The following is a 25715-nucleotide window of genomic DNA, read 5'->3' on the forward strand; positions in this document are numbered from 1 at the left end:
GGATCAAGATCGTCTGGCATATGACAAGGGGGCAAGGTACCCCACCCCACTCCCTCCTGTCCCGGTTTCCCGTAACCGCCAGAAATGGAACCTTCACTACCGGTAGACGTACCTGCCATGAGCAGTACATCCCTCCACACCGCCCCGTCCCCCGTCGGCCCGTCCCCCACCGGGCCCGCCCACGACGCCTGTGACGACGTCACCGCCGAGGGAGCCGCCTGGCTGGCCTCCGCCGAAACGTATCCGCGCAGCGCCCTCGCCCACTGGCGCAGTCGGCCCGACGCCCCCGCCGTGCTCCCCTGCGGCTCCGCGTTCGACGTGGTGAGCGTCCCCGCGGTCTTCGGGCGGCGGATGCTCGACCGGTTATGGGAGGAGGGCCCGGGATCGGGCCCGGTCGCCGCGCACCGCGGCCGCGTCCTGCTCTTCACCGCCCCCGGCACCGCACAGCGCCTGCCCGCCCTCCTGGAGTGGGAGGAGTGGGGTGCGGCGGTCCCTTCCGTGCTCTGTCACGGCACGGGCGACGCGGTCACCGTGCCGCCGCTCACCGCGCCCGCAGAGGTCCCGGAGGCCGCCGAGGGCGCCCCGCGCACCGCGCCCGGCGGCCGCCTGGGATCGCGCTGGCTGGTGGCCCCCGGCACCCGGCATCCGTGGCTCCCGGGGCCCGAGGTGGTCCTCTGGGCGTGCGTCCGCGCGGCCCGCTCCGCGGTGTCGGCCGCCGTGCGCATATCGATTTTTCCTGGCGGCGATCAGAGTGCTAAGGTCTACGACGTCAGCAGGCGCCGCTAGCTCAGTTGGTTAGAGCAGCTGACTCTTAATCAGCGGGTCCGGGGTTCGAGTCCCTGGCGGCGCACAGACGGTGAGAAGCCCCTCGCGGAAGCGAGGGGCTTCTCGCGTATCGGCGCGAGCAGCTCGTACGCCGCCTCAGCCCGCCGTGACCTGCACCGTCCACGCCCCGGACGCCGTCCGCCCCGCCACCTCGACGCGCACGTCGTGGCCCGGCACCGTGAAGCTCTCCCCCACCCGCACCGGCGCGTCCGCCAGCTGCGGATACACCGAGTCGCCCCAGCAGGACTCCGACTCCGGATGGGCGTCGACGACCTCGACGGGGCCGCCGCCCGACGCCGTCTCGTTCCGCACCTCGTAGGCGAGCACACCCTCCGTGCACGTCGCGTGGTCGTTGCCCGTGGAGCCGCGCACCTCAAGGGCGAGCACGCTGTCCCGGCCCGTACGGACCACGGCGAGCCGGGTGCCGCCGAGGGCGCCGGGCGCCACGGGGGCCGCCAGCGGCTCCATGGTCAGCCGCTCCGTCCCCACGCCCACGCACCGCACCTGCCGCGGCGCCAGCCAGCCCAGCTTCCACTTGTGCCAGCCGAAGAGGTCGGGAGCGAGCCCGAACTGGCTGCCCATGACGTCCCAGTCGCCGACGTAGGTGTCCCAGTCACCCTTGCCGTCGGTGGGCCGGTGGTACAGGTCGGGCAGGTCGAAGACGTGGCCCGTCTCGTGGGCCAGGACGTTGCGGTCCGGCGGGTGCCGCTCGAAGACGGTGACGATGCGCCGGATGTCCGTGCCGTCGGCCCGCATCGGCCGGTCGAAGTTCACCACCTTGGTGGCGTCCGAGTCGACGCCGGGCGCGTCCGGGTCCGCGACGAAGTACACGACGTCGTACCGCGAGAAGTCCACGTGCGGATCGGCGGCGGCCACCGCGTCCCGCAGGTAGGCGGCGCGGCGCTTGGGGTTCCAGTCGCGCTGTATGGCGTACGAGAGGGAGTCCCGCGGCATCTCGACCCACTCGCGCCGCGGGTGCGGGCGCAGCGCGAACTTGCCGTACGAGGCTCGCTCGAAGAACTGGCTGGTGGCAGGGAAGTAGTCGGCGGTCAGCTCGTCGGGGGTGGTCTGCGGCGGGGAGTCGGGGAAGGAGAGGAACACCATCACCGCGTTCAGGGTCCTGGCCGGGCGCGGGTAGGCGGTGTTCCAGGTGTCGAGGCCCTCCGAGTGGTGCGCGGCGGTGCGGCGCAGGGCGCACGGTCCCGCGGTGGAATCGGCGATCGCGGGGCCCGCGACCAGTGAGGTGGCGGCCAGGGCGGTCAGCGAGGTGAGGAAGGCGGCGGTGCTGCGCAGGCGGGAGTTCTCCCCTCCACGGGTGAGTCCCCAAGGGGGGAGCTGACGCGGCACGTCGACCTCCGGGTGCGGAATGCGGGACACCTCACCCACCTTGTGATGTTTTGTTGAAGTACGCCCTGTTTGTCTGGCCCTTCCGAGTGAGTACGGAACAAGGGCGCGACACCCCGAACGCTCACGGAACGTCACAATCGATCGGGTCGCAACGGAACCAGTTCAGGGCCGAGCAGAAACGATCTGCCGACGACGGTGCACCCCACCCGGCCCGGTGACACGGCTGGAACGGGCCTCTGGCCAGCCTCTATGATCGGCACACTTTCCTGCGCGGGCCCGGTCCCCCCACCGCCGCCCGCCCCCTGCCCGCCGCCCGACAAGACCTGTCCGGCAACAAACTGCACTGCGGGAGCAAGCGGTGAACGGAACGTCCGAAGGGACCGCATCCACGGTCACAGCGCCCGACCGAACCCGTACCGACGTCACGGAGCGTCGCCGAATCGACGGGTCCGACTACCGCGGCGCCTTCGCGACCGCGCCCCTCCCCCTCGCGGTCGTCGACGGCGAGGGCCTCGTCATCAGCGCCAACGACGCCATGGCCGCCCTCTTCGGCGCGGCCCCCGGCGCGCTCACCGGGCGCGTCGCCGCCGACCTGACCGATCTGGCCTCCGACGCCCGCACCTGGCACGCGTACCGCGAGGTGCTGCGCGGCCGCCAGGCCAAGCTGCGCTGCACCCGGCGCCTGAAGCACCCCGACGGGCAGTCACTCTGGGTACAGATCACCGTCTCGCCGATGCCGGAGCCCGTCGACCGGGACGAGGGCGGCGCCGTCCTGCTCGCCGCCGCAGACATCAGCACGCGCCGCGAGCTGCAGGCCAGGCTGCGCCATGTGCAGATGCACGACCCGGTGACCCGGCTGCCCAACCGCAACCTGTTCTTCGAGCGCCTCGCGACCGCCCTGGAGGCGGGGACGTACGACGACACGAGCACCGGCCGGATCGGGCTCTGCTACCTCGACCTCGACGGGTTCAAGGCGGTCAACGACACCCTCGGCCACCGGGTCGGCGACCGGCTGCTCGCCGCCGTCGCGGAGCGGCTCACGCGCTGCGCCGACCGGGCCGGGTACGGCAGATCGACGGCGCCGCTGGTCGCCCGGCTCGGCGGCGACGAGTTCGCGCTGCTCGTGGAGGACTCGACCGGCACGGATCAGCTGGCCGAGCTCGCCGACACGACGCTGAAGGCGCTGCAGGAACCGTTCGACCTGTCCGGGCAGCGGCTCTCCGTCTCCGCGTCGATCGGCGTCGTGGAGCGGCGCGCCGCGGGCACCACGACGACGGGTCTGATGCAGGCCGCCGACACCACGCTGTACTGGGCGAAGACCGACGGCAAGGCCCGCTGGACGCTGTTCGACCCCGAGCGCAACGCCCACCGGATGACCAGGCAGGCCCTCGCGAGCTCGCTGCGGCCCGCCGTCGAGCGCGGCGAGTTCGTCCTGGAGTACCAGCCGCTGGTGGGGCTCGACGACGAGGGCCTGCACGGGGTCGAGGCGCTGGTGCGCTGGCAGCATCCGCAGTTCGGCCTGTTGACGCCGAATCGGTTCATCGGACTGGCCGAGGAGGACGGTTCGATCGTGCAGCTGGGCCGCTGGGTGCTGCGGAGCTCGTGTCTGCAGGCCAGGCGCTGGCAGCTGGAGCACCCGGAGCGGGAGCCCGTGTTCGTCAGCGTCAACGTGGCGGTGCGGCAGGTGTGGGACTCGGACCTGGTCGCGGACGTCGCGGAGATCCTCGCCGAGACCGGGCTGCCCGCCCACCTCCTGCAGCTGGAGCTCACCGAGTCCGCCGTGATGGGGTCGGCGGGCCGCCCGCTCCAGGCGCTGCAGGCGCTCAGCGACATGGGCGTGCGGATCGCCATCGACGACTTCGGGACGGGCTACTCGAACCTGGCCTACCTGAGCCGGCTCCCCGTCTCCGTCCTCAAGCTGGACGGCTCCTTCGTACGGGGTTTCCAGTACGAGGAGGGCGAGGAGCACACCAACCCCGCCGACGAGGTCATCGTCGAGGCGATGGTGCAGCTCGCCCACCGGCTGGGGCTCACGGTCACCGCGGAGTGCGTGGAGACGGCCGCCCAGGCCACGCGGCTGCGGCGGATCGGCTGCGACACGGGACAGGGCTGGCTCTACTCCCGGCCGGTCGCGGCGGATCGTATCTCCATACTGCTGGACGGGGCCGCCTGAGCGGTCGGCCCCTCCGACGCAGGGGTGGTTACGCCTTCGGCAGGCCGTACGCGTCCGCGATCAGGTCGTAGCTGCGCAGGCGCGCCTCGCCGCTGTGGGCGTTGGCGGTGAGCATGAGCTCGTCGGCGCCCGTGCGCTTGGCGAGGTCGTCGAGGCCGCTGCGGACCTGGTCGGGGGTGCCGTGGATGACGTTGGAGTTCCAGCTGGTGATGAACTCCCGCTCCATCTCGGTGAACTCGTGCGCCGCCGCCTCCTCGGGGGTGGGCACGAGGCCGGGGCGGCCGGTGCGCAGGCGGACCATGTTCAGGGCGGCGGCCATGACCTGGCGGCGGGCCTCGTTCTCGTCCTCGGTCGCCAGCGCGGAGACGCCGATGAGGGCGTACGGGGCGGCAAGGAGCGCGGAGGGCTTGAACGACTCGCGGTAGAGGTCGAGCGCCGGGATCGTGTTCTGCGCGGAGAAGTGGTGCGCGAAGGCGAACGGCAGGCCGAGGACACCGGCGAGGCGGGCGCTGAAGCCGGAGGAGCCGAGCAGCCAGAGCGGCGGGCGGTGCGGGGACTGGACGCCGCCGGGCGAGGTCGCCTGGACGGGGCCGGGGACGGCGTGGATGCGGCGGTAGGGGTGGCCGTCGGGGAAGTCGTCGTCCAGGAAGCGCGTGAGCTCGGCGAGCTGCTCGGGGAAGTCGTCGGCGCCTTCGTTGAGGCGCTGGGTGCGGCGCAGGGCGGCGGCGGTGGCGCCGTCCGTGCCGGGGGCGCGGCCGAGGCCCAGGTCGACGCGGCCCGGGGCCATCGCCTCCAGGGTGCCGAACTGTTCGGCGATGACGAGCGGCGCGTGGTTGGGCAGCATGACGCCGCCCGAGCCGAGCCGGATGCGTCCGGTGTGGGCGGCGAGGTGGGCGAGGATCACGGCCGGGGACGAGGAGGCGACGCCGGGCATGGAGTGGTGCTCGGCGACCCAGTAGCGGTGGTAGCCGCGGGCCTCGGCCTGCTTGGCGATGTCGACGCTGGTGCGCAGGGCGTCGGTGGCGGTGCGCCCCGCGCCGACGGTGACGAGGTCGAGCACGGACAGGGGGACCGGCGCGGTGCCGTGCCGCTCGCCGTGGATGCCGTCGTCGGTGGGGTCCACTGTCACTTGGGGTGCCTCCTGCGCTGCGTACGTACGTCGTCTCGTGGCTCGCGCGGCCACGGAACCGGCGCCCGTGGCCACGGAACCAGCAACAGGAGGCTCACTCCGTTTTATTCCCCGCACGTCGGCGCGGCCGCCCGGCTACGGTGCTGGCCATGGCTGATCCCCTGAAGACCCTCGTCGACGGAGTCGAGGTCGAGGTGCCCAACACCATCCCCGACATCCGCGCCGCCCTGCCCGCGGACCGGCGCGCGGAGTTCGACCGGGCCATCAACGCGGCGGGGGTCGACGAGATCCACGCGGTGATGCGGCACTGGATGCTGGAGGCCGTGCCCGATCCCGACGCCGAGGCCCGCCTCGCCCGGCTCGCCTCGGACGAGGCCGAGCGACGGGGCACGTCATGAGCCCGCGCCACCGCAGGGCACACCGCGTCACCTACGCGCCGCCCGCCGACGACACCCTCTCCAAGATGGGTGACGCCGACGCGTTCCGCGCCGCACTCTCCCGCACCGTGGGCCGGTATCCGTACGGCCACGGCTCCACGCCCGTGCGGGACGACCCCGACCGCAGGGAGGCCACGGTCGACGGCGCGATCGTCCTGTACTACGTCTCCGGATCCGTCCAGACGTTAACGGTGGTGAGACTGATCCTCAGCCCTTGACCTGGACCAAGGGCTCCTTCGTGAAGAGGGCGCCCAGCGCCGGGGCGTTCACGCGCCGCGAGGCCAGCCGCAGGGCCTCCCAGACCGTGACCTGGTTCGCCGTCAGGACGGGCTTGCCGAGCTCGGCCTCCAGATCACGGACGTACGCCGCCGTGTGCAGGGCCGTGTCCGGCAGGAGCAGCGCCTCGGCGTCCGGGTGGTCGCCCGCGCGGGCCAGCGCGAAGACCTCGTCGCGGCCCCACGTGCCGACCTCCGCCGCCGTGATGATGCCGCTCCCCCTGGCCGCCACGACCTCCACGCCCGCGTCCTTCAGGAACGCCGAGAAGTGCCCGGCCACGTCCTCCGGGTACGTCGCCGCGACCGCGACGCGGGTGGCTCCCACCTCGCGCGCGGCGTGGGCGAAGGCGAACGACGTCGACGAGGCGGGCAGTCCTGCCGTCACGGCCAGCTTGCGGACCTGGTCGTGCGCGCCCTCCCAGCCGAAGACGAAGCTGGCGCTGGTGCACGCCCACACGACCGCCTCGGCGCCGGAGAGCCGCAGCTCCTCGACGCCCGCGGCGAGCCGGTCGGCGGAGCCCATTTCGAGCAGCGCGTCGACCCGGTGCGCGTCCTCGCCGATGTCCGTGTGGACGACCTGCAGCCGGATGTCGCTGCCGAGCATCTGCTCCATGCGGGGGTAGTCGTCCTCGGCCGAGTGCCCCGGGTAGAGAAATCCGAGTGCCGTCACGTCCAGCCTCCTCCTTCTGCGGGTGGTACTTCGGGCAGGCCCTGGGGCGGTGCCGGCGGGTTCAGCGGGCTCGCGCCCGGCCTCGCCGTCGGATCGATCAGTGCCTGATAGGGCCCTACCGCACGGGTACCCAGTCGACGCAGCGCCGACCACATCGTCACCTGGTTCGCGGAGATCACCGGCATCTGCAGTTCCGCTTCCAGTTGCGGAATGACGTCGTACGTCGGCAGGTTCGTGCAGCTGATGAAGAGACAGTTCACGCCGCCTTCGCTGCCGCGGACCGCGCGGCGGGCCATGTCGGCCACGTCCCGGTAGGGCACCTTCCAGATGTGCCGGGTGAGGCCGAGGTAGGCGCGTCCCGCAACGGCCACCCCCGCCTCCGCCAAATACTCCTCCAGGGACTGGGTGACCGACCAGGTGTAGGGCGTGACGAGCGCGATGCGCCGCGCGCCCAGTTCGTCGAGGGCTTCCAGGAGCGCGCCCGAGGTCGTCACCGAGGCGACCGAACCCTCGCGGGTCATGGCCTCGCACATCGCGCGTTCACCCGGTGTGCCGCCGACGAAGCTGCCCGACGTACAGGCGTACGCAAGGACTTCGGGCTCGGCGGCGGTGAGTGCGCGGACCGCCTCGGCGAGGGTCTCGTGCTCGCTGACCAGGCGCGCGAGGTCGAGGCTGACCTCCACTGGCACGTACGGCGTCCGGGTCAGATGAAGGGAGACCTCGTCCGGGATCCAGCGCCATAGTTCGCGGTCGAGGACGAAGTCGAAGGGGGCGACGACACCTACACCGCGTTGAGGGTGTGGTCCGCCGAGAAAAGAGACGTCCATGAGCAGTCCCCAAGGTCGTGCGTGTGTTCAGGGACCGGCCGGGGGCCGGGGACGAGCGATGCCGGCGACGCGCCGGGACGTCGGGACGGGGAGTGGCTGCGCGGGCGCACCAACACAGCGTGTGCGATCGGCTGCACGGAGAGTACTGGTTCTTGGAGAGCCGGTACAGCAGTGCCTCTGTTGACGAAGGTAGGTTCGGGTGCGAGCGTGGTCAATCCGCACATCTCAGACGGCTGAGCCGACTTTGTGACGGGGCTCGGCCGTACCTCTGAACAGGGAAGCGGAATCTCATTGCGAAACGGTGTCCCTTCGGTTTCCGAAACGACCGTCCTCGTCCTTGACGCCGAGCCACCGACCCCGCCGCCACGCCTCGGAAGCCTGGCCGGGCAGGCCCGGATCCTCCATGCCGACCAGGCCACGCTGGCCGAGCGACTGCCCCTCGCCGACGCGCTGTTGGTCTGGGACTTCACCTCGGACGCGGTGCGCCGCGCCTGGCCCGGCGAGGGGCCGCGGCCCCGCTGGGTGCACACCGCGAGCGCGGGCGTGGACCATCTGATGTGCCCCGAACTCGCCGCGTCCGACACCGTGGTGACCAACGCCAGGGGCGTCTTCGACCAGCCCATCGCGGAGTACGTGGCCGCGCTGGTGCTCGCCATGGCCAAGGACCTGCCGCGCACCCTGGAGCTGCAGCGCGAGCGCTCCTGGCGCCACCGCGAGACCCAGCGGATCGCGGGCACGCGCGCGTGCGTGATCGGTTCGGGGCCCATCGGGCGGGCCATCGTGCGCACGCTGAAGGGGCTCGGCATCATCACCGCCCTGGTGGGCCGCACGGCGCGCCCCGGGGTGCACGCCACGGAGGAGCTCGACCGGCTGATGGCGCGGGCCGACTGGGTGGTGTGCGCGGCGCCGCTCACGGACGACACGCGGGGCATGTTCGACGCGCGGCGCTTCGGCTTCATGCAGCCGTCGGCGCGGTTCATCAACATCGGGCGCGGGCCCCTCGTCGTCGAGGACGACCTGGTCGAGGCCCTGTCCAAGCGGTGGATCGCGGGCGCCGCCCTCGACGTGTTCGAGAACGAGCCGCTGTCCGCGGACTCCCCGCTGTGGACGACGCCGGGACTGCTCGTATCCCCGCACATGAGCGGCGACACGATCGGCTGGCGCGACGCGCTGGGCGCGCAGTTCGTCGAGCTGTTCGAGGCGTGGGCGGCGGACCGGCCGCTGACGAACGTGGTCGACAAGGAACGTGGGTATGTCCCAGGTCATTGATCCCCCCCCCGTCTGCTGAGGAGCCTGCATGACCGAGCTCGCGGATCTCACGGCCGTACAACTCGTCAATGGCTATCGCAAGGGCGAATTCAGTCCGGTCGACGCGGTCCGTGCCGCCCTGCGCCGGGCCGAGGAGACCCAGCCCGCGGTGAACGCCTTCGTGCGGCTGACGCGGGATTCGGCGTTGTCGCAGGCCGAGGCCAGCGCGGAGCGGTGGCGGCGGGGTGCGCCGCAGGGCCTGGTGGACGGCGTTCCGGTGTCGGTGAAGGACCTGCTCCTGCTCCGGGGCGAGCCGACGCTGCGCGGCTCGCGGACAGTGCGTCCGGAGGGCAAGTGGAACGAGGACGCACCTGCGGTCGCCCGGCTGCGCGAGCACGGCGCGGTGTTCATCGGGCGGACCACGACACCGGAGTTCGGTTGGAAGGGCGTGACGGACGGACCGCAGAGCGGCATCACCCGGAATCCGCATGATCCGTCGCGCACGTCCGGCGGCTCCAGCGGGGGCAGCGCGGCCGCCGTGGCGGTCGGTGCGGGCCCCCTTTCGCTCGGCACGGACGGCGGCGGCTCGGTGCGGATCCCGGCGTCGTTCTGCGGGATCTTCGCGCTGAAGCCGACGTACGGCCGGGTGCCGCTGTATCCCGCGAGCCCGTTCGGCACGCTCGCCCACGTCGGGCCGATGACGCGCGACGCGGCGGACGCGGCCCTGATGATGGAGGTCATCACGGGCCCCGACGACCGCGACTGGTCGCAGCTGGGCCCCGTGGCGGGGAGCTTCCGCACGGGCCTGGATGGGGGCGTGCGCGGGCTGCGCATCGCCTACTCCCCCTCGCTGGGCGGTCAGGTCGCGGTGCGTCCCGCCGTCGCGGCGGCGGTGCGCCGGGCGGTCGAGTCGCTCGCGGCGCAGGGCGCGTACGTCGAGGAGGCCGACCCCGACTTCACCGACCCGGTGGAGGCCTTCCACACCCTGTGGTTCAGCGGGGCGGCGCGCGTCGTGCAGCATCTGTCGCCCGCGCAACGGGAGTTGCTCGACCCGGGGCTGCGGGAGATCTGCGGTCAGGGCGCCCGGTACAGCGCGCTTGACTACCTCACGGCCGTCGACATCCGGATGGACCTCGGGCGCCGCATGGGCCGCTTCCACTCGACGTACGACCTGCTGGTCACGCCGACGCTGCCGATCACCGCGTTCGAGGCGGGCGTCGAGGTGCCGAAGGGGTCGGGGCACCGGCGGTGGACCGGCTGGACCCCGTTCACGTACCCCTTCAACCTCACCCAGCAGCCCGCCGCGACGGTGCCCTGCGGGGTCGACGACGACGGCCTGCCCATCGGCGTGCAGATCGTCGCCGCGCGGCACGCGGACACGGTGGTGCTCCGTGCCGCGCACGCGCTGTACGAGTCGGGCAGCGCCGCGATCGCGCCGCCCGCACTCGGCTGAACGCGCCTCAGGCGCGGCGGAAGTTCAGCGTCTCGCCCTGGGCGCCCGCACGCCACAGGTCGTTGCAGGCCTCGGCCATCCGGTCGAGGCCTTCGACGATCTGGCCCCAGACGATGCCGGGGACCCAGCCGACGTCACCGTTCAGGAGCAGGTTGTTCCGTTCGTAGAAGAGGGCCAGGTCGACGACGGTGGTGCCCGCCTGGACGTCGGCCTCCGCCTCGTATCCGTACGCCTGGGTGCCCAGTTCCGTACCGGAGAAGGAGAAATAACAGAGATCTCCCGGGATGGGAGTGACTGTCGGATTCTCCAGCGGCGGCTCACGGTCCGCGAAAGCCGGAAAGAGGGCATAGATCTCGTTGCGCGCATACTTCGCGTGATAGACGTCCGAGCCGAGCGGCAGTGCCTCCCACACCGCCGCGCAGGTCACCGGAGCCCGGTCGTCGAGCAGTTTTGCCGTGCACTGAACCCCTCGCTTGGCGAGGGAGACTTCGATGAATCGCTCTGCCATGTGTCCCATGCTCCTCCCTGGGTCAAGGGGACAACGATTGCATCAGGGGCCTGAATTCATCGGCATAACTCGCGTGGAGTCGGGTAGCCGCGCGCCCATGGCTCCACCACTTGGGAACAACGAGGGATTCACAGGCAGAGCGGTGCGCCGCCGCGCCCTGCTCACCGGAGCGGGCGGGGCGGCTCTGGGCGTATTCGGGGCGTCGGCATGCAGCCGCGTTCCCGACGAGGGGAAGGTTGAGGGGGGCGATCTGCTGGACCGCCTGCGCGACAGCGGCACGGTCAGGATCGGTGTCGCGGGCGAGGTCCCGTTCGGATACATCGACGAGAACGGCGAGGTCACGGGCGAGGCGCCGGCGATCGCCAAGGTCATCTTCCCCCGCCTCGGCGTACCCAAGGTGGAGGCGGTACCCACCAAGTTCGGCGCTCTGATCCCGGGCCTCACCCAGGCCAGGCAGTTCGACGTGGTGTCGGCGGGGATGTACATCACGCCGGTGCGCTGCGCCCAGGTGCTGTTCTCCGACCCCGACTACCTCATGCTCGACTCCTTCATCGTGAAGAAGGGCAACCCGCACGGCATCAAGAACTACGAGGACATCGCCAAGAAGGGCCTGAAGCTGGCGAGCGGCACCGCCTACGCGGAGATCGCCTACGCCGAGGCCGCCGGTGTGAAGGGCATCCTCGTCCTGCCCGACCAGGTGGCGGGCATGGACGCCGTGTCGCAGGGCCGGGTGGACGCCTTCGCAGGCACCAACGTCACCGTGCGCACGGTGATCAAGAAGAACCCGAGGGTCGAGGCGACAGAGCCCTTCCAGCCCATAGTCGACGGCAAACCCGCCTACGGCGCGGGCGGCTTCGCCTTCCGGCCCTCCGAGAAGAACCTGCGGGACGCCTTCAACAAGGAGCTGCACAAGCTCAAGGAGAGCGGCGAACTCCTGCGGATCGTCAAGCCGTTCGGCTTCACCGAGGCCGAGATGACGAAGCTGACCGTGGAAAAGCTGTGTCCCCCGGCGAAGGGCGCCTCGTCATGATGTCGTCGGAGTTCTTCGAGAACTGGTTCCTGCCGGGCATCTGGATCACCATCCAGGTCACGGTCCTCAGCGCGGCCCTCGCCTTCGTGATCGCCTTCCCGATCGGCGTGCTGCGCACCTCCCGGCTGTGGATCGTGCGGTTCCTCGCCGGGGCCTACTTCGAGATCTTCCGCAGCACGTCGTCGCTGGTCTTCATGTTCTGGATCGCGTTCACGGTGCCGCCGCTGTTCAACATCAGCTTCGAGCCGATGTTCGCGGGCGTGCTTGCGCTCGGCATCACGTACGGGGCGTACGCCTCGGAGATCGTGCGCGGCGCGCTCGCCGCGGTACCGACCGCACAGCGCGAGGCGGGCATCGCCCTGAACTTCACCCCGACGCAACGGCTGCGCCGCATCGAACTGCCGCAGGCCTGGCCGGAGATGATCCCGCCGTTCAACAACCTGCTCATCGAGCTGCTGAAGGGCACGTCGCTGGTGTCCCTCATCGCGGTGGCCGACATGACGTTCGCCGGTGACCTGCTGCGGCTCGTCAAGAACGAGAGCGCGCCGATCTACACGCTGCTGCTCGTCCTGTACTTCGTCCTCGCGTTCATCCTCACGCGCGGCATGCGGCTCCTGGAGCGGCACGCCAAGAAGCGGGTGGGGCAGACGCCCGAGAAGACGAGCCTGTTCGGCGGGCTGCGCTCCAAGTCGTCGATCGACGTCGTCGTCTCGACCACGGGGGGTACGAAGTGAACTGGAACTGGGATCACGTCGACGAGTTCATGCCGCTCTTCTGGGACGGCGTGGAACTCACCCTCAAGGCGCTGCTCTTCGGCTCCTTGATCGCCTTCTCCCTGGGCCTGGTCTGGGCGGTCGCCCAGCGCTCGGCGCAGAAGTGGATCCGCTGGCCGGTCACGGTGGTCACCGAGTTCATCAGGAACACCCCGCTCCTGGTGCAGCTGTTCTTCCTGTTCTACGTGGTGCCGGAGTGGGGGCCCTCGATGTCCCCGCTCACCACGGGCATCGTCGGGCTCGGGCTGCACTACTCGACGTACACCTCCGAGGTCTACCGGGCGGGCATCGAGGGCGTACCGGCGGGCCAGTGGGAGGCGGCGACCGCGCTCAGCCTCTCCAAGCGCCGCACCTGGACGGCCGTGGTCCTGCCGCAGGCAGTCCGCAGGGTGATCCCCGCGCTCGGCAACTACGTGATCGTCATGCTGAAGGAGTCGCCGCAGATGGCGGCCATCGGCGCGCTCGACATGCTGGGCCAGGCCCAGAACTACAGCCAGACGACCTTCACCTTCGAGGCGATCAGCGTGGTCGGTGTCGCCTTCATCGTCATCGCCTACCCGGCCTCTCTTCTTCTGCGAGTTTTGGAGCGTCGCCTTGTCCGCTGACAACAGCACTTCCCAGGAAATCCCCAACCCGGCCGTCGACGGCAGCGAGCTGATCCGCTTCGACAAGGTCGTCAAGCGCTACGGCTCGAACGTCGTCCTCGACGAGCTGGACTTCTCCGTCGCCTCCGGCAAGCACGTGACGCTGATCGGGCCGTCCGGTTCCGGCAAGACCACGATCCTGCGGCTCCTCATGACGCTGGTGAAGCCGGAGCAGGGCACGATCAAGGTCGGCGGCAAGTACCTCACCCACGAGGAGAAGAACGGCAAGCTCGTCCCCGCGGGCGAGAAGCACGTCCGCGAGGTCCGCAAGAACATCGGGATGGTGTTCCAGCAGTTCAACCTCTTCCCGAACATGAAGGTCCTGCGCAACGTCATGGAGGCGCCGGTCAGCGTCCTCGGCCTGTCCAAGGACGAGGCCGAGCAGCGCGCCCGCGAACTGCTCGACCTGGTGGGGCTCGGCGACCGCTGCGACGCGTACCCGACGCAGCTCTCCGGCGGCCAGCAGCAGCGCGTCGCCATCGCGCGCGCCCTGGCGATGCGCCCGCAGGTGCTGCTGCTCGACGAGGTGACGTCCGCGCTCGACCCGGAGCTGGTGGCGGGCGTCCTTGACGTGCTCCGCGACATCGCGCACACCACGGACATCACGATGCTGTGCGTGACGCACGAGATGAACTTCGCGCGGGACATCTCCGACCAGGTACTCATGTTCGACTCGGGTCGGGTCATCGAATCCGGCACGCCGGAGAAGATCTTCACCGAGCCGGAGCACGAGCGCACCCGTGAGTTCCTCAGCGCGGTGCTGTGACGGCTGAGGCGGGCCCACGGCCAGTGGCATGACCTGGGCATATGCCATGGTGGCGCGTTCCTGATGACAGATCCGGAACGCGCCACCAATCTCCTCACCAGACGCTCCGAATACGCCACTTGACGGTTATCGTGGGACGGAGCCCAACTGTCCGGAACAGTTCCACGCAGGGGGAAGCCGTGGCGTTGCAGCACGAGGCGATCACGCCGCACAGCTCCGTCCAGAGCGCCCTGCGGGTGCTCGAGACCGTCGCCCGGCACAGCACCGGAGTGACCGCCGCCCGCATCTCCCGCGACACCGGACTGCCCCTGTCCCAGCTGACCCCCCTGCTCCGCATGCTGAGCAGCGAGGGGTACGTAGAACAGCTCACCGACGGCGAGGCGTACGTCACCGGGGAGACCCTCAGCCGTCTCGGCTCGACCCGCCACCATGCGCAGGCGCTGCACGAGAAGCTCCAGCGCACCTTGGACGGGCTGCGCGACTCCATCGGCGCCGCGGTCTACATCAGCCGGTACGTGGACGGCGAGGTCCGCGTCACCGAGTTCGCGGCAGGCCCCCACACCCCCGCGGTCAACGAATGGGTGGACTTCCGCTCCTCCGCCCACGCCAGCGCGGTCGGCAAGAGCCTGCTCACCCAGCTCGACGTGAACGGCCGCAGGGACCACCTCTCCCGCCACAAGATGGCCCGCCTCACCTCCCGGACGATCACGAACGAGCAGGTCCTGCTGAACCGTCTCGCCTCCCAGCCCGCCACGGTCCCGGTCCTCGACCTCCAGGAGTACGCGGTCGGCACGGTCTGCGCGGCCGTCCCCATCACCGCGGGCTCCGCCGTCGGCTGCCTCGCCCTGTCCCTGCCGGTCGAGCACGCCCACCGGCTGCGCGAGGCCGCGGACACGCTCAACCGCGGGGCGGCGCCGGTGCTGCTCTCGCTGGCGATCTAGCGGACCCCCTGGGTGCCGGTGCGCCGGTACGCCGAAAGGGCGTCCCCGGAAGACCGGGAACGCCCTTTCGACATTCGCAAGTGCGCCGCCAGGGACTCGAACCCCGGACCCGCTGATTAAGAGTCAGCTGCTCTAACCAACTGAGCTAGCGGCGCCTGCTGACTCATTAATAGTACCTGGTCCCAGGGGGTGCTCCTGACAGGGTGCGGGAAACCGCACCCTTACCCGACGGCAACCCTCATACCGCCGATGACCTGCGGTTTCTAGCGTTGCTTCCATGGATCTCATGACTCTCGCCCTCCCCCAGGAACCCGCAGGTGGCATCGCGGGCTGGGCCGCGGACCTCGTGGACACCCTGGGCGGGCCCGGCGCGGGGCTCGCCATCGCCCTGGAGAACCTCTTCCCGCCGCTGCCCAGCGAGGTGATCCTGCCGCTGACCGGCTTCGCCGCCGGGCAGGGAGTGATCAGCCTCGCCTCCGCGCTGTTCTGGACGACGCTCGGCTCGGTGGTCGGCGCCGCCACCCTGTACTGGATCGGGGTGCTCTTCGGACGCGAGCGCATGCACGCCCTGTGGGCGAAGCTGCCGCTGGTCAAGATCTCCGACCTGGAGCGGACCGAGGCGTGGTTCGCCAAGCACGGCACCAAGGCCGTCCTCTTCGGGCGGATGGTGCCGATCTTCCGCAGCCTGATCTCCGTACCCGCCGGTGTGGAGCGGATGCGGCTGCCGGTCTTCCTCGTCCTGACCACGCTGGGCAGCCTGGTCTGGAACTCCGTACTCGTCCTTGCCGGGTACTGGCTGGGCGACCAGTGGGACGCGGTCGAGACGTACGTGGGGCTCCTGTCCAAGGCCGTCCTGGTCCTGGTCGTCGCGGCCGTGGCGATCTACGTGGCGGTGCGCGTCCGGTCCGGGAAGCGGTCGCGGGACACCGCCGAGGCCCGCCACCGTCGGCCCTAGGGGCTCGGCTAGTGTCGGGCGATGTGAGAGAACCCGTTGCCGCGCCGCTGCTCATGCGGGTCGCCGGGGTGCTCGTGGGGTGCCTCACCGCCCTGCTCGGGCTGCTGTACTTCGTCGTCGCGGGGGCGGTCCTCGGCGCCTTCCTGCTCTGGCCGCGCACCCGCGTGCGCGCCCACGCACTGCTCGCGGCGGGCGCCCGCAGGCTCACCGCGCTGGAGCGGTGGCGCCGGTCCCTCTTCTTCCACGACGTGTTCCCCGAGCACCGCGCCGACGACCGGCAGATCCTGCGCTATCTCGCGGCCCGCACCTACTCCGGGCTGCTGTGCGCGGTCGTGGTCGGGCTCGTCGACTTCGGCGCCGTCCTCGCGGGGATCTTCGCGGTCGCGCTCACCCGGTCCTCGATGACCTGGGTGGACGTGCTCAGCCAGGTCGTGCTCGGCGGCACCCTGCTCTTCCTCGCCGTGCAGGGGCTGCGCGCGCTGACCGAGCAGGACGCCCGGCTGGCCCGCGAGTGCTTCGGCCCCTCCGAGCGCGAACTGCTGCAGCGCCGCATCGACGAGCTGGCCACCAGCCGGGCCGCGGTGGTGCGGGCGGTCGACGTGGAGCGGCGGCGCGTCGAGCGCGATCTGCACGACGGCGTGCAGCAGCGGCTCGTCGCCCTCGCCATGCTGCTCGGCCGGGCCCGCCGCGGCCGCACCCCCGAGCGGGCCGACGCCCTGCTCGAACAGGCCCACAAAGAAGCCCAGGAGGTCCTCACCGAGCTGCGCGAGGTGGCCTGGCGGGTCTACCCCACCGCGCTCGACAGCCTGGGGCTGCGCGAGGCGCTCGGCGGGGTGTCGGAGCGGTGCGCGGTGCCCGTGCGCATGGAGTACGACGTACCGGATCCGCTGCCCTCCGCCGTCGAGACGGCCGCCTACTTCGTCGTGTCGGAGGCCGTGAACAACGCGGCCAAGCACTCTGCGGCCGACGAGGTCTCCGTCCGCGTACAGCAGCGGGGGACGACGCTCAGCGTCCTCGTCCGCGACACCGGGGTCGGCGGCGCCGACCCCACGGGCAGCGGACTGACCGGCCTGGGCAGCCGGGTCGCCGCGCTCGACGGCACCCTGCACGTCGAAAGCCCCCTCGGGGGTCCCACCACGATCACCGCGGAGCTGCCGTGCGCGTAATCCTCGCCGAGGACTCGACCCTGCTGCGGGAGGGCCTGGTCCGGCTGCTCGCCGAGGAGGGCCACGAGGTCCTCGCCGCCGTGGGCGACGCGGAGGCGCTCCTGCGCGAGGTCGAGGCACACACCCCCGACGTCGTCGTCACCGACATCCGGATGCCGCCCGACCACACCGACGAGGGCCTGCGCGCCGCGGTGCGCATCCGTGAACTCCGCCCGGAGATCGGCGTGGTCGTCCTCTCCCAGTACGTGGAGCGCAACTACGCGGCGCAGCTGCTCACTTCGAGCGCCGAGCGGGTCGGCTACCTCCTCAAGGACCGCGTCGCCCAGGTCGAGGAGTTCCTGGACGCGCTGGAGCGGGTGCATGCCGGGGGCGCCGCCATCGACCCCGAAGTCGTGCGGCAGTTGCTCATCCGCACCACCCACGTCGACCCGCTGACCCGCCTCACCCCGCGGGAGCGCACGGTCCTGGAGGCGCTGGCCGAGGGACACACCAACGCGGCCATCGGGGAGAAGCTGCACATCTCCCTGAGCGCGGTCGAGAAGAACCTCAACGCGATCTTCGACAAGCTGGGCCTGCACCGGACGACCGGCTACAGCCGCCGGGTCCTCGCGGTGCTGCGGTACCTGGAGTCCTGAGGTCCCGCGCCTGTGGGGCGGGCCTACGACAGGACGAATCCGTCCATGACCAGCGCCGCAACGAGCCCCGCGGCCAGCAGCCAGGTGCCGAGCCGGGTGCGGCCGCGGCGGCTCAGTTCGATCACTCCGCCGCAGAGGATGAGCAGCAGGCCGTAGACGCCGACGACGAGGACCGAGGAGCGGCTCGCAAGACGCAGCACGAGCACGACCGCCGCCGCGGCCATCAGCAGCGAGGCCGCGGCGATGCGGGCGCGCCGGGCGCGGGCGGCGGGCGTGGGGCCGTCCTGGGGCATGACCTCGTCCTGGAGATCGTCCTGGAAGTCGTCCTGCGTCGGGTCGCTCGGTGCCGTCGACTCGGTCTGTTCTGGCGCGCTCATGGATGTGGATCGTAATCGTTCGTGAGAACGGTTTTACCGAGTTGTGTTCCTTCACCACGGATTCCTCACGCACCACGGATTCCTCACGCGAGCAGGGAGTCGCGGCCCTGATCCCGGTAGTGGCCCAGGAGGTTCGCCAGGTCGGCGGGCGTGAGGCGTTCGTACGTGGCGGCGCCTGGTGGGCGCCACCAGACCGGGTCGTCGCAGCGGAAGCCCTCGCGGCGCAGCGCCCCGCGTGCGACCTTGTTCGTCGCCGTCACCGGCATCCGCCGGACCACCCGCACGAAGCGGGGTGTCATCTTCGTCCCCAAGTCGGGCTGGCTCAGCAGGAATTCGGCGAAGTCGAGCGGGTCGAAGGGGGTGTCGGGCGGGGGCGCGAGCGCCGCCATCACCTGGTCGCCCGAGACCGGGTCGGGCACCGCGTACACGGCGACCGCCGCCGCCCCCGCGTACCGCGCGAGGATGTTCTCGATCATCGCCGCCGCCAGGTTCTCGCTGTCCACCCGCAGCCGGTCGTCCGTGCGCCCGGCGAAGTAGAGGTACCCGGCGGTGTCGCGGTAGAAGAGGTCCCCCGTCCAGTACCAGCCGTCCCGCTGGCGTTCCGCCTGGGCCTGATCGTTGCGCCAGTACCCCTCGAAGGGGTTCGGTCCGCGGTTCACCAACTCCCCTATCGCCTCCTCGCCGTTGAGGAGGCGCCCGGAGTCGGTGAACCGGGCCGCCTCGCACTCCCTGCGCGTCCCCGGGTCCACCACCGCGAGGTCGTCGCCGGGGGCCGCGCGGCCGATCGCCCCCCGGGGCGTGCCCGGGGTGCGCTGGATCGCCGCGCCGCCCTCGGAGGACCCGTACCCCTCGACGAGCCGCACCCCGAACCGCTCCTCGAAGCGTGCCGCGTCCACCGCACCGGCCTCGGTCCCGAAGCCGACCCGCAGGGGGTTCTCCCGGTCGTCCGGGCGCTCGGGCGTGGCCAGGACGTACTGGACCGCCCGCCCCACGTAGGTGAAGTACGTCGCCCCGAAGTCGCGTACGTCGGTGAGGAACCGGGACGCGGAGAAGCGGGCGCGCAGCGCCACGCCCGCGCCCGCGGCGAGCGCCGGGGCCCAGTCGGCGATCACCGCGTTGCCGTGGAACATGGGCATGCAGATGTAGTGGGTGTCCTCGGCGCGCACGCCGAAGTGGGTGACCAGGGAGCGGCCTGCCGCGGCGAGGCGGCCCTGGCTGCAGATCGCCGCTTTGGGCGCGCCGGTCGAGCCGGAGGTGAAGTAGAGCAGCATGCGGCTGTCGGGGCGCACGGTCCTTGCGATGTCCGGCTTCGCGTCGGCGTAGGGCGCGAGGAGGTGCGTGTAGGCGTCCGTGTCGGTCACCAGGAGGCGTACGCCGGGGAGTTCGAGGCCGTCGAGCAGGGGCAGGTGGGCCTGTTCCGTGACGAGGACCGTGCAGTCGGTGTGCAGGATGTCGCGGGCCAGCTCGGGGCCGCGCCGGGTGGGGTTGATGCCTGCCACGGCGGCGCCCGCGAGGGCCGCCGCGCTCAGCCAGAGCGGGTATTCGGGGGTGTTGTCGAGCAGGACGCCGATGTGTGGCGCGGCGTGCCGTGGCAGCAGGTCGGCGAGGAGCGCGGCTCTGGCCGCCGCGCCCGCCGTCATCTGGTGGTGGCTGAGCTCACCACCCGCGTGGCGCAGGCCGGTGCGGTGGTCGCCCCACCGCGCCTGTACGAGTTCCGCGACCGTTGCATCGGTGGACTCCATGGGCGCGCACCATAATTGACGCTCCGTCAGAAGTGGAGCGTCACGGCATGCCGTTGAAGATGTCTTCCTCGAAGACGGAGTGCGCGGTCGCCATGAAGAAGACACAGAAGGCCACTATCAGGCCGAAGAAGCAGAGCAGTCCCACCGTGCCCGCCGCCATCGCGACGGGGCGCGGGGCGTGGGCGGTGGCGGCTTCGGGGCGCCCTGCTTCGTAGTGCACGGTGACAAGGTCGCCCTCGACGGTCGTCGCCGGGCCGTTCTCCTCCTCGAAGCGGACGGGGCGGCCTGCGCGGGGCGTGAATTCGTAGACGTGGTGCAGCGTCGTGGAGATGGTGTCGCTGTGGCCGCTGGTCGTCGTGTAGGCGCGCAGGCAGCGCGCCTCGGCCGTGAGCCCGCCGTTCCAGGCCCGGCTCACCTGGGCGGAGCGCTTGACCACCTGGGCCGCCATGAGGATCGCCCCCAGGGCGATGATTCCTGGCACGGCATAGAAGATGAACTCCATGAGGTTCCCCCGGTGCTGGTTCCGACCGCTCGCGGGACGCGCGCGCGGCTCTGCGCACGCCGTGAGGTCGGCACGGCGTGCGCAGAACTTACCCGTGGGGCAGGGGGAAGATCCTCAAGCATTCCTCAGAACTTGACGTCCGAGCAGGCGTAGAACGCGTTCGACGTGTCCGCGACCGTCCAGACGGCGACGATCACGTGGTGGCCGCTGCGGCCGCCGGGGATCGTGCCGCTGTGCGAGAGGGTCGCGGGCGGCTGCTGGCTGTTGTACGGCACGTTGAGGAACGGCGTGGTCTCCAGGGCCGACCTGGTCACCGCCTTGCTCTCGTCCCAGCCCTGCTTGGTGATGTAGTACTTGAAGTCCGTGGTGCGGTGGCGTGCGGTGAACTGCCAGCGGAACGTGTAGTTCTGACCTCCGCTCACCTGCGTCGTCGGCCATGCCCCGCCGCCCGGCGCCTTGGGCGAGTTGAGCTGGTCGAACCCGGCGATGCCCGCCGAACAGATCTTGCCGTCGGCAGGACCCGCGGCCGGGAAGCCCTTGGGACCCTCGACGCTCTGCGGCTCGTACTGGATGGAGCCGCAGTTGGACACCACGCCCTTGGCGCAGTTGATCTGCCGACTGGCCGGCAGATCCGTGTAGCCGTGGCTGCTGGCGCCACCGGCGGAGAGCGCGAACGCGCCGACCGTGCCGAGGCCGACCATGGCCGCGTACATCTTCTTGTTTCGCATGTGCCGCTCCTGCCGAACGAACGTGGGAGTTCCGTGGGACGTGCGCGCACTGCGGTCTAGACCAAGTTCAGATTATTGCCGTTAGTTGAACATGTCCATACCAATCGTGGAGAGGATCCGTCCGCATCGCCGACGCGAGGTCGCCACGAGTTCACCGTTGGGTCCGTCGTTCGCCGCGAGCCAGGCCGCGGCCTCCTCCGGCGTCCGGCCGCCCGCCAACTGCCGCTCAAGCAGCCGCTGTTCACGTACCTCTCCAGGTGAGTCGAGGTACCAGCACTCCCCCATGAGCCCCCGCGCCTCGCGCCAGCCGGGCAGATCGCAGGCGAGGTAGTTCCCCTCGGTGATCACCAGCCGGGCGCCCGGGGCGACGCGGTGCCGGGCCGCGATCGGCTCGTGGAGCGTGCGGTCGTAATCGGGTACGTAGATGTCGCGCGCCCGGTCGCCGAGCACCCGGCGCAGCAGCGCGACGTATCCCGCCACGTCGAAACTGGGCTCCGACCCCTTCCGGCCGGTCAGGCCGAGCCGCGCCAACTGGTCGTTGGAGAGGTGGAAGCCGTCCAGCGGCAGATACGCGGCGCCCTCGCCGAGCCGTTCGACCAGGGCCCGCGCGAGCGTCGACTTGCCGGTGCCCGGCGGGCCCGCGATGCCGAGCACGGCGCGCGGGACGCCGTCCGTCAGCCGCCAGGCGTCGGCGGTGAGGGCCGCGAGGCCGGTCGCCCCGTCGCCCTTCTTCACTTCATCGGTGTTCTCCGCGTCATCGGTGTTCTCCATGGCCCGTATAGAACGCCACCGTCAGGTCCTTCACCAAAGCCTTGCGCTCGTAGTCGTCCAGCTCCACGAGCCCCCGGGTGGTCAGCCGCGTCACCGTGTCCTCGACCGAGTCGACCACCGAGGTCAGGACCGTGTCGCGGTGGCGCGCGTCGAGGGCGGCGACCCGGCGGCGCTGCATCACGGCTGCGACCTCGGGGGCGTACTCGATGCGGGTGGGCTGCGCCGAGAAGACCTCGACGCCCACCGCCTCCGCGTCCGCGGCGAGCGCCCGGGTCAGCGCGGAGCCGACGGCGTCGGCGTCGCGCAGGGTCGGGCCGTCGTCGTGGAAGGCGTCGGCGGGCAGCCGCGAGAGGACCCGGGCCGTCGTCGCCTCCACGCACTCCCGCAGGTACTCCTGGTGGTCCTCGACCGCGAGCGTCGCCCGCGCGGGGTCCTTCACCCGCCACACGACCAGGAGTACGACGCGCAGGGCCACGCCGCTGCGGTCCACGGCAGGCATCGGTTCGCTCCGCCAGTGCCGCAGCCGTACGTCGACCCGGCGCCGCAGCAGCAGCGGGTTCACCCACATGAGGCCGGTGCGGCGGACCGTGCCCCGGTAGCGGCCGAAGAGGCTGAGCACCCAGGCCCTGCCGACCCGGCCGCGGGCCAGACCGCCGAACCCGAAGAGGCCGAGCGTCCCCGACCCGGCGAGCGACGCCCACTGCGCGGCCCCGAGACCGGCCCCCTCGTACCCGGGCAGCCCCGTCACCCGCAGCGCGGGCTCGGGCAGCACCCCCGCCCACCACAGCGAGAGCGCGCACCCGGCGACCCCCGCGCAGCCGCCGAACACCCCGGCGAGACCGGGCAGCACGCGGGCCCGCCGCGGCACGAGGGCCGGGTCGACGTCGGGCACCGGCCGGGCGACCGGCGCGGTCACGTACGGCGTGCTCCGCCGCGTCACCCGCGGCTGCTCGCCGGACCCCCGCCTGCGCCGCACCACGGCGGGCGCGAGCGGGACGCCCGTCGCGCCGTCCGGGTCGTCGCGGAAGAGGAGGTGCACGGGGATCTCGGTGGTGGCCTCGCTCTGGATCACCCGCGGCGACCGCGCGCCCGGCTCGGGCGCCCCGTCGGACCGCGGGGACTCTGGCTGTGAAGCTGCCGTCGCACTCATCCGTGCCTCCGACTCGTTCGTGCCTCGATCTTGTTCGTGCTCGCACCGCTCATTGGGACGCTCGCACCACTCACCGGGACGCTCGCACCGCTCACGGAAACGCCACCGCTCACTGGAACAACCGCCGCCACGTCTCCGGCCCCGGCTGGCCGTCGGCCGCCGCGCCCCGCCAGCCCTGGGCCCGCTGGAACGCCTCCACGTTGCGCCGGTCGCTCTCGCTCCAGGCCGGACCCGGGCCCCGCACGTAGTGCCTGCCGAAGCCCTTCTTCACCAGTTGTCTGCCGAGCCGCTCGATCGCCGGGTGCGAGCGGCCCGGCCGGAAGACGTCACGGCCGGGGTACGCGGGCGCGCCCGCGCTCCGGCCCGCGCCGCCAGCGGCCCCGGAGGCGCCCGCCCCCGGAATGTCCCGGCCCTTCCCCTTCATCAGGTACGTCCACGTCGTCGGCCCCGGCAGACCGTCCGCGTCCTTGCCCCGCCAGCCCTGCGCCCGCTGGAACGCCTGCGTCGCCCTGCGGTCCGCGTCGCTCCAGCGCGGCCCGGGCCCCGACCGGTAGAACCGCTTGCCGCCCCGGGCCACCAGCGCCTTGCCGAGCCGCGTCACGTACTTGTTGTCCGCCCCCGGCCCGAAGGACCCCGCGCCCGGGTACCGGGCCGAGGCGGGGCCCGACGTGCCCGAGCCGCCCGGTGAGCCGCCGCCCACGCCCTTGTAGCGATAGGCCAGATAGCTGTTTCCGTTGGTCCAGTAGGCATAGGGGGTCGCCTGTTTCCTGGCGTACGGACGTGCCTGTTCGTAGGCGATGTAATGCGAGTGCGTGTAGTCCGTCCATCCCCCGAAAAGGGTCACGTGCGAGCCCTTGTTTGGGTCCTTCGGATTGTGGAACAGAAGAATGTCGCCGGGTTGCAGATCGTCCTTGGCAATGCGCACCGCATAGGTGCTCAGGCTGCCCGTCCATTCGTTTCCGCTCAGGTTCCAGGCCATCGAGACGAAGCCCGAGCAGTCCTGCCGATAGCCGTCGGACCAGTACTTGTCCATGCTGTACGGCACCTTCGCCGCGACCCACTTCTTGGCCCGGTTGATGATCGCCGCCCGGGTGGTCGCCCGGACGGCGGCCGCTCCCGGCGGGCCAGGCGCCACGGTGGCCGGGCGGCCGTGCAGCGGGCTCGCGCCGCCCTGCGGGGTGCCGGGGCCGTCGTCGGCCGGGACCGCGCCCGTACCCGCCAGGTGGCCTCCCACCTCGACGGATGCCGCCGCGGGCAGCGCCTGGCCGCCGAGCACCGTGCCCGCAGCCGCGGCGAGGACGAGGGCGCGGCGCGCGCCGTGCGCCGCCGGATGGCCGCCGAGCCGCAGCGGGAGAGCGTGCGGCGCCGTGCGCCGCCAGTGGATACAGCCGGGACAGTCGCAGTCGCTCTCGGGGGTGAATTCCTCGAATACCGGAGCGGCCTCCATGCGATTCCCCTCACACCCCAGAAAAGAATGTTCGCGCATCTGCACGTCCGTCAGTTTCTCAACTGTGCGGGGATACCGCATGTTGACGGTCCGAATGATGCACCGGCCCCGCCCGCTCCCCGCACCGGCGCCGCACGGGCCCCGCGGGGGCCGCCGCCGGTGGTCCTGAGCACCCCCGGACATCCGGTAGAGTTCTCCAGGTCAGCAGGCGCCGCTAGCTCAGTTGGTTAGAGCAGCTGACTCTTAATCAGCGGGTCCGGGGTTCGAGTCCCTGGCGGCGCACAGACAGCGAAGGCCCTCCGTTCACGCGGAGGGCCTTCGTCGTTCCCGTCCGGGGCCTGACCCCGTGCGCGTACCGCTACCGTGTCGCCATGGCGCGAGACATCCAGGAGCGGATCAAGAAGCTGATCATCGATTCGAGGCTGCCCTCCGGGGCCTCGCTGCCGACCGAGCCCGAGCTGATGGCGCGCCTGGGTGTCAGCAGGAACTCCGTGCGGGAGGCTCTCAAGGCGCTCCAGGCCATGGGGATCGTGGAGATCCGGCACGGTTTCGGTACGTATGTCGGCCCGATGTCGGTCGCACCGATGATCGAGGGCCTCGCCTTCCGCACGGTCGCGGGCCACTATCGCGGCGAGGACAGCCTGCTCCAGCTCCTGGAGCTGCGGGAGGCCGTGGAGACGGGGCTCATCGCACGCCTCGCGGGCCGCGTGCCCGACACCGACCTGGCCGAACTCGACGCGCTCGTCGCGCGGATGGAGGCCGAGGCGGCGTCCGCGGAGGGTGCCGTGCGCGCCGAGACCGACCGTGCATTTCACGCCACGCTGTACCGCGGTCTGGGAAATCGGCTCCTCGGTGAGGTTCTGGAGGCGTTTTGGGATGCTTTCCACCGGGTCAGGACGGACCTGGTGGACGTACCACAGGACCCCAAGATCACCTGCCGTCAGCACCGCGAGATCCTGGAGGCGGTGCGCTCGGGCGACGCCACCCGCGCTGAGCTGGCCATACGCGAGCACTTCGGTAACATCCGAACCCGCCTGGGAACACCAGTCCCAGCAGACGCCCCAAATCGCTCCTATGACCGGTAAACCCCTTGTTTCGCTCTTGCGATCATGCCATGAGGCGTAGAACCCTGTCCTGGAGCCATTGGCTCTCATGAGGCGGGCGATACGGGGCAGTTGGGGGCCCGGAACGACCGC

The 25715-nt window shown here is 71.3% G+C and carries 27 protein-coding genes and 3 tRNA genes; 17 read left to right on the top strand and 13 right to left on the bottom strand.

The genetic code is table 11. From position 1 onward, the window contains the following. Positions 1-117: 117 nt before the first annotated feature. Both AC068B_RS04640 and AC068B_RS04645 read left to right on the top strand, forming a co-directional pair. Entirely contained in the window at positions 118-786 is a 669-nt protein-coding gene (locus tag AC068B_RS04640) for a bifunctional DNA primase/polymerase (RefSeq protein WP_478668958.1), read from the top strand. Next, positions 777-850: transfer RNA gene (locus tag AC068B_RS04645), tRNA-Lys, on the top strand. The genes AC068B_RS04640 and AC068B_RS04645 overlap by 10 nt, the downstream gene beginning before the upstream one ends. Before the next feature lie 71 nt (positions 851-921). On the opposite strand, the gene AC068B_RS04650 is transcribed toward AC068B_RS04645, so the two are convergent. Next, complete coding sequence (locus AC068B_RS04650; protein WP_478668959.1) at positions 922-2202, bottom strand: M6 family metalloprotease domain-containing protein; 1281 nt, start codon at positions 2200-2202, stop codon at positions 922-924. Positions 2203-2530: 328 nt separating this feature from the next. On the opposite strand from AC068B_RS04650, the gene AC068B_RS04655 reads away from it, so the two are divergent. Further along, positions 2531-4345, top strand: coding sequence for a putative bifunctional diguanylate cyclase/phosphodiesterase (locus AC068B_RS04655; RefSeq protein ID WP_478668961.1), 1815 nt, complete (start codon positions 2531-2533; stop codon positions 4343-4345). 28 nt (positions 4346-4373) lie between these two features. Here AC068B_RS04655 and AC068B_RS04660 read toward each other — a convergent pair whose 3' ends face one another. Further along, positions 4374-5474: an LLM class flavin-dependent oxidoreductase gene (locus tag AC068B_RS04660; RefSeq protein WP_478668962.1), complete on the bottom strand. Its 1101-nt coding sequence runs from the start codon at positions 5472-5474 to the stop codon at positions 4374-4376. A 149-nt stretch (positions 5475-5623) separates the two neighbouring features. On the opposite strand from AC068B_RS04660, the gene AC068B_RS04665 reads away from it, so the two are divergent. After that, positions 5624-5872, top strand: a complete 249-nt coding sequence (locus AC068B_RS04665; protein ID WP_359352349.1) for a hypothetical protein — start codon at positions 5624-5626, stop codon at positions 5870-5872. Then, the gene (locus AC068B_RS04670) at positions 5869-6129 is read left to right on the top strand and encodes a hypothetical protein (RefSeq protein ID WP_356264857.1); all 261 of its coding nucleotides are present in this window, start codon (positions 5869-5871) and stop codon (positions 6127-6129) included. The genes AC068B_RS04665 and AC068B_RS04670 overlap by 4 nt, the downstream gene beginning before the upstream one ends. Here AC068B_RS04670 and AC068B_RS04675 read toward each other — a convergent pair. Beyond that, positions 6119-6856, bottom strand: a complete 738-nt coding sequence (locus AC068B_RS04675; protein ID WP_478668963.1) for a maleate cis-trans isomerase family protein — start codon at positions 6854-6856, stop codon at positions 6119-6121. The genes AC068B_RS04670 and AC068B_RS04675 overlap by 11 nt on opposite strands. Further along, a complete protein-coding gene (locus AC068B_RS04680; RefSeq protein ID WP_478668965.1) occupies positions 6853-7683 on the bottom strand; it encodes a maleate cis-trans isomerase family protein in 831 nt (276 codons plus the stop codon). Before AC068B_RS04680 ends, AC068B_RS04675 begins: the two co-directional genes overlap by 4 nt. Positions 7684-7974: 291 nt before the next feature. On the opposite strand from AC068B_RS04680, the gene AC068B_RS04685 reads away from it, so the two are divergent. Then, positions 7975-8952 (top strand): D-2-hydroxyacid dehydrogenase, encoded by a 978-nt coding sequence (locus AC068B_RS04685; RefSeq protein ID WP_468562755.1) that lies wholly within the window; start codon positions 7975-7977, stop codon positions 8950-8952. 28 nt (positions 8953-8980) lie between these two features. Further along, entirely contained in the window at positions 8981-10384 is a 1404-nt protein-coding gene (locus tag AC068B_RS04690) for an amidase (protein ID WP_478668966.1), read from the top strand. 7 nt (positions 10385-10391) lie between these two features. Here AC068B_RS04690 and AC068B_RS04695 read toward each other — a convergent pair whose 3' ends face one another. After that, positions 10392-10892, bottom strand: coding sequence for a DUF3830 family protein (locus AC068B_RS04695; protein WP_359352363.1), 501 nt, complete (start codon positions 10890-10892; stop codon positions 10392-10394). A gap of 97 nt (positions 10893-10989) precedes the next feature. Between AC068B_RS04695 and ehuB the strand changes: the two genes are divergently transcribed. The 5 genes from ehuB to AC068B_RS04720 all read left to right on the top strand — a co-directional run bounded on the left by ehuB (position 10990) and on the right by AC068B_RS04720 (position 15046). Next, positions 10990-11922 carry an ectoine/hydroxyectoine ABC transporter substrate-binding protein EhuB gene (ehuB, locus tag AC068B_RS04700; protein ID WP_478668968.1) on the top strand — a complete coding sequence of 311 codons (933 nt, stop codon included), beginning with the start codon at positions 10990-10992 and terminating at the stop codon, positions 11920-11922. Continuing rightward, on the top strand, positions 11919-12656 hold the full coding sequence (ehuC, locus tag AC068B_RS04705) for an ectoine/hydroxyectoine ABC transporter permease subunit EhuC (protein ID WP_478668969.1): 738 nt from the start codon (positions 11919-11921) through the stop codon (positions 12654-12656). The genes ehuB and ehuC overlap by 4 nt, the downstream gene beginning before the upstream one ends. Next, complete coding sequence (gene ehuD, locus AC068B_RS04710) at positions 12653-13300, top strand: ectoine/hydroxyectoine ABC transporter permease subunit EhuD (protein ID WP_478668970.1); 648 nt, start codon at positions 12653-12655, stop codon at positions 13298-13300. Before ehuC ends, ehuD begins: the two co-directional genes overlap by 4 nt. Next, positions 13290-14105, top strand: a complete 816-nt coding sequence (ehuA, locus tag AC068B_RS04715; protein ID WP_478668972.1) for an ectoine/hydroxyectoine ABC transporter ATP-binding protein EhuA — start codon at positions 13290-13292, stop codon at positions 14103-14105. Before ehuD ends, ehuA begins: the two co-directional genes overlap by 11 nt. Positions 14106-14284: 179 nt before the next feature. Next, on the top strand, positions 14285-15046 hold the full coding sequence (locus AC068B_RS04720) for an IclR family transcriptional regulator (protein ID WP_478668973.1): 762 nt from the start codon (positions 14285-14287) through the stop codon (positions 15044-15046). An 81-nt stretch (positions 15047-15127) separates the two neighbouring features. Here the strand turns inward: AC068B_RS04720 and AC068B_RS04725 are convergent. Next, positions 15128-15201: transfer RNA gene (locus AC068B_RS04725), tRNA-Lys, on the bottom strand. A gap of 122 nt (positions 15202-15323) precedes the next feature. Between AC068B_RS04725 and AC068B_RS04730 the strand changes: the two genes are divergently transcribed. Genes AC068B_RS04730 through AC068B_RS04740 form a run of 3 tightly spaced genes read left to right on the top strand, consistent with a single transcriptional unit; the run spans position 15324 to position 17802 of the window. Next, the gene (locus AC068B_RS04730; RefSeq protein ID WP_478668974.1) at positions 15324-16001 is read left to right on the top strand and encodes a DedA family protein; all 678 of its coding nucleotides are present in this window, start codon (positions 15324-15326) and stop codon (positions 15999-16001) included. A gap of 23 nt (positions 16002-16024) precedes the next feature. Continuing rightward, on the top strand, positions 16025-17167 hold the full coding sequence (locus tag AC068B_RS04735) for a sensor histidine kinase (RefSeq protein WP_478668976.1): 1143 nt from the start codon (positions 16025-16027) through the stop codon (positions 17165-17167). After that, on the top strand, positions 17158-17802 hold the full coding sequence (locus tag AC068B_RS04740; protein WP_478668977.1) for a response regulator transcription factor: 645 nt from the start codon (positions 17158-17160) through the stop codon (positions 17800-17802). The genes AC068B_RS04735 and AC068B_RS04740 overlap by 10 nt, the downstream gene beginning before the upstream one ends. A 23-nt stretch (positions 17803-17825) precedes the next feature. Here the strand turns inward: AC068B_RS04740 and AC068B_RS04745 are convergent, their stop codons facing one another. The 7 genes from AC068B_RS04745 to AC068B_RS04775 form a co-directional block, all read right to left on the bottom strand. Next, the gene (locus tag AC068B_RS04745; RefSeq protein WP_478668978.1) at positions 17826-18179 is read right to left on the bottom strand and encodes a hypothetical protein; all 354 of its coding nucleotides are present in this window, start codon (positions 18177-18179) and stop codon (positions 17826-17828) included. 83 nt (positions 18180-18262) lie between these two features. Then, a complete protein-coding gene (locus tag AC068B_RS04750; RefSeq protein ID WP_478668980.1) occupies positions 18263-19921 on the bottom strand; it encodes an AMP-binding protein in 1659 nt (552 codons plus the stop codon). Between the two features lie 40 nt (positions 19922-19961). Next, entirely contained in the window at positions 19962-20423 is a 462-nt protein-coding gene (locus AC068B_RS04755; protein ID WP_478668981.1) for a DUF3592 domain-containing protein, read from the bottom strand. Between the two features lie 125 nt (positions 20424-20548). After that, positions 20549-21151 carry a lytic polysaccharide monooxygenase auxiliary activity family 9 protein gene (locus AC068B_RS04760; protein ID WP_478668982.1) on the bottom strand — a complete coding sequence of 201 codons (603 nt, stop codon included), beginning with the start codon at positions 21149-21151 and terminating at the stop codon, positions 20549-20551. A gap of 81 nt (positions 21152-21232) precedes the next feature. Continuing rightward, a complete protein-coding gene (locus tag AC068B_RS04765; protein ID WP_478668984.1) occupies positions 21233-21922 on the bottom strand; it encodes an AAA family ATPase in 690 nt (229 codons plus the stop codon). After that, positions 21906-23072: an SPFH domain-containing protein gene (locus AC068B_RS04770; protein ID WP_478668985.1), complete on the bottom strand. Its 1167-nt coding sequence runs from the start codon at positions 23070-23072 to the stop codon at positions 21906-21908. Before AC068B_RS04770 ends, AC068B_RS04765 begins: the two co-directional genes overlap by 17 nt. A 109-nt stretch (positions 23073-23181) precedes the next feature. Next, on the bottom strand, positions 23182-24519 hold the full coding sequence (locus AC068B_RS04775; protein WP_478668986.1) for a peptidoglycan-binding protein: 1338 nt from the start codon (positions 24517-24519) through the stop codon (positions 23182-23184). Between the two features lie 208 nt (positions 24520-24727). On the opposite strand from AC068B_RS04775, the gene AC068B_RS04780 reads away from it, so the two are divergent. Continuing rightward, positions 24728-24801, top strand: a tRNA-Lys gene (locus tag AC068B_RS04780). Between the two features lie 89 nt (positions 24802-24890). Then, a complete protein-coding gene (locus AC068B_RS04785) occupies positions 24891-25604 on the top strand; it encodes a FadR/GntR family transcriptional regulator (RefSeq protein WP_478668987.1) in 714 nt (237 codons plus the stop codon). The last annotated feature ends 111 nt before the right edge of the window (positions 25605-25715 follow it).

The sequence above is a fragment of the Streptomyces sp. NPDC042371 genome (assembly GCF_056437465.1).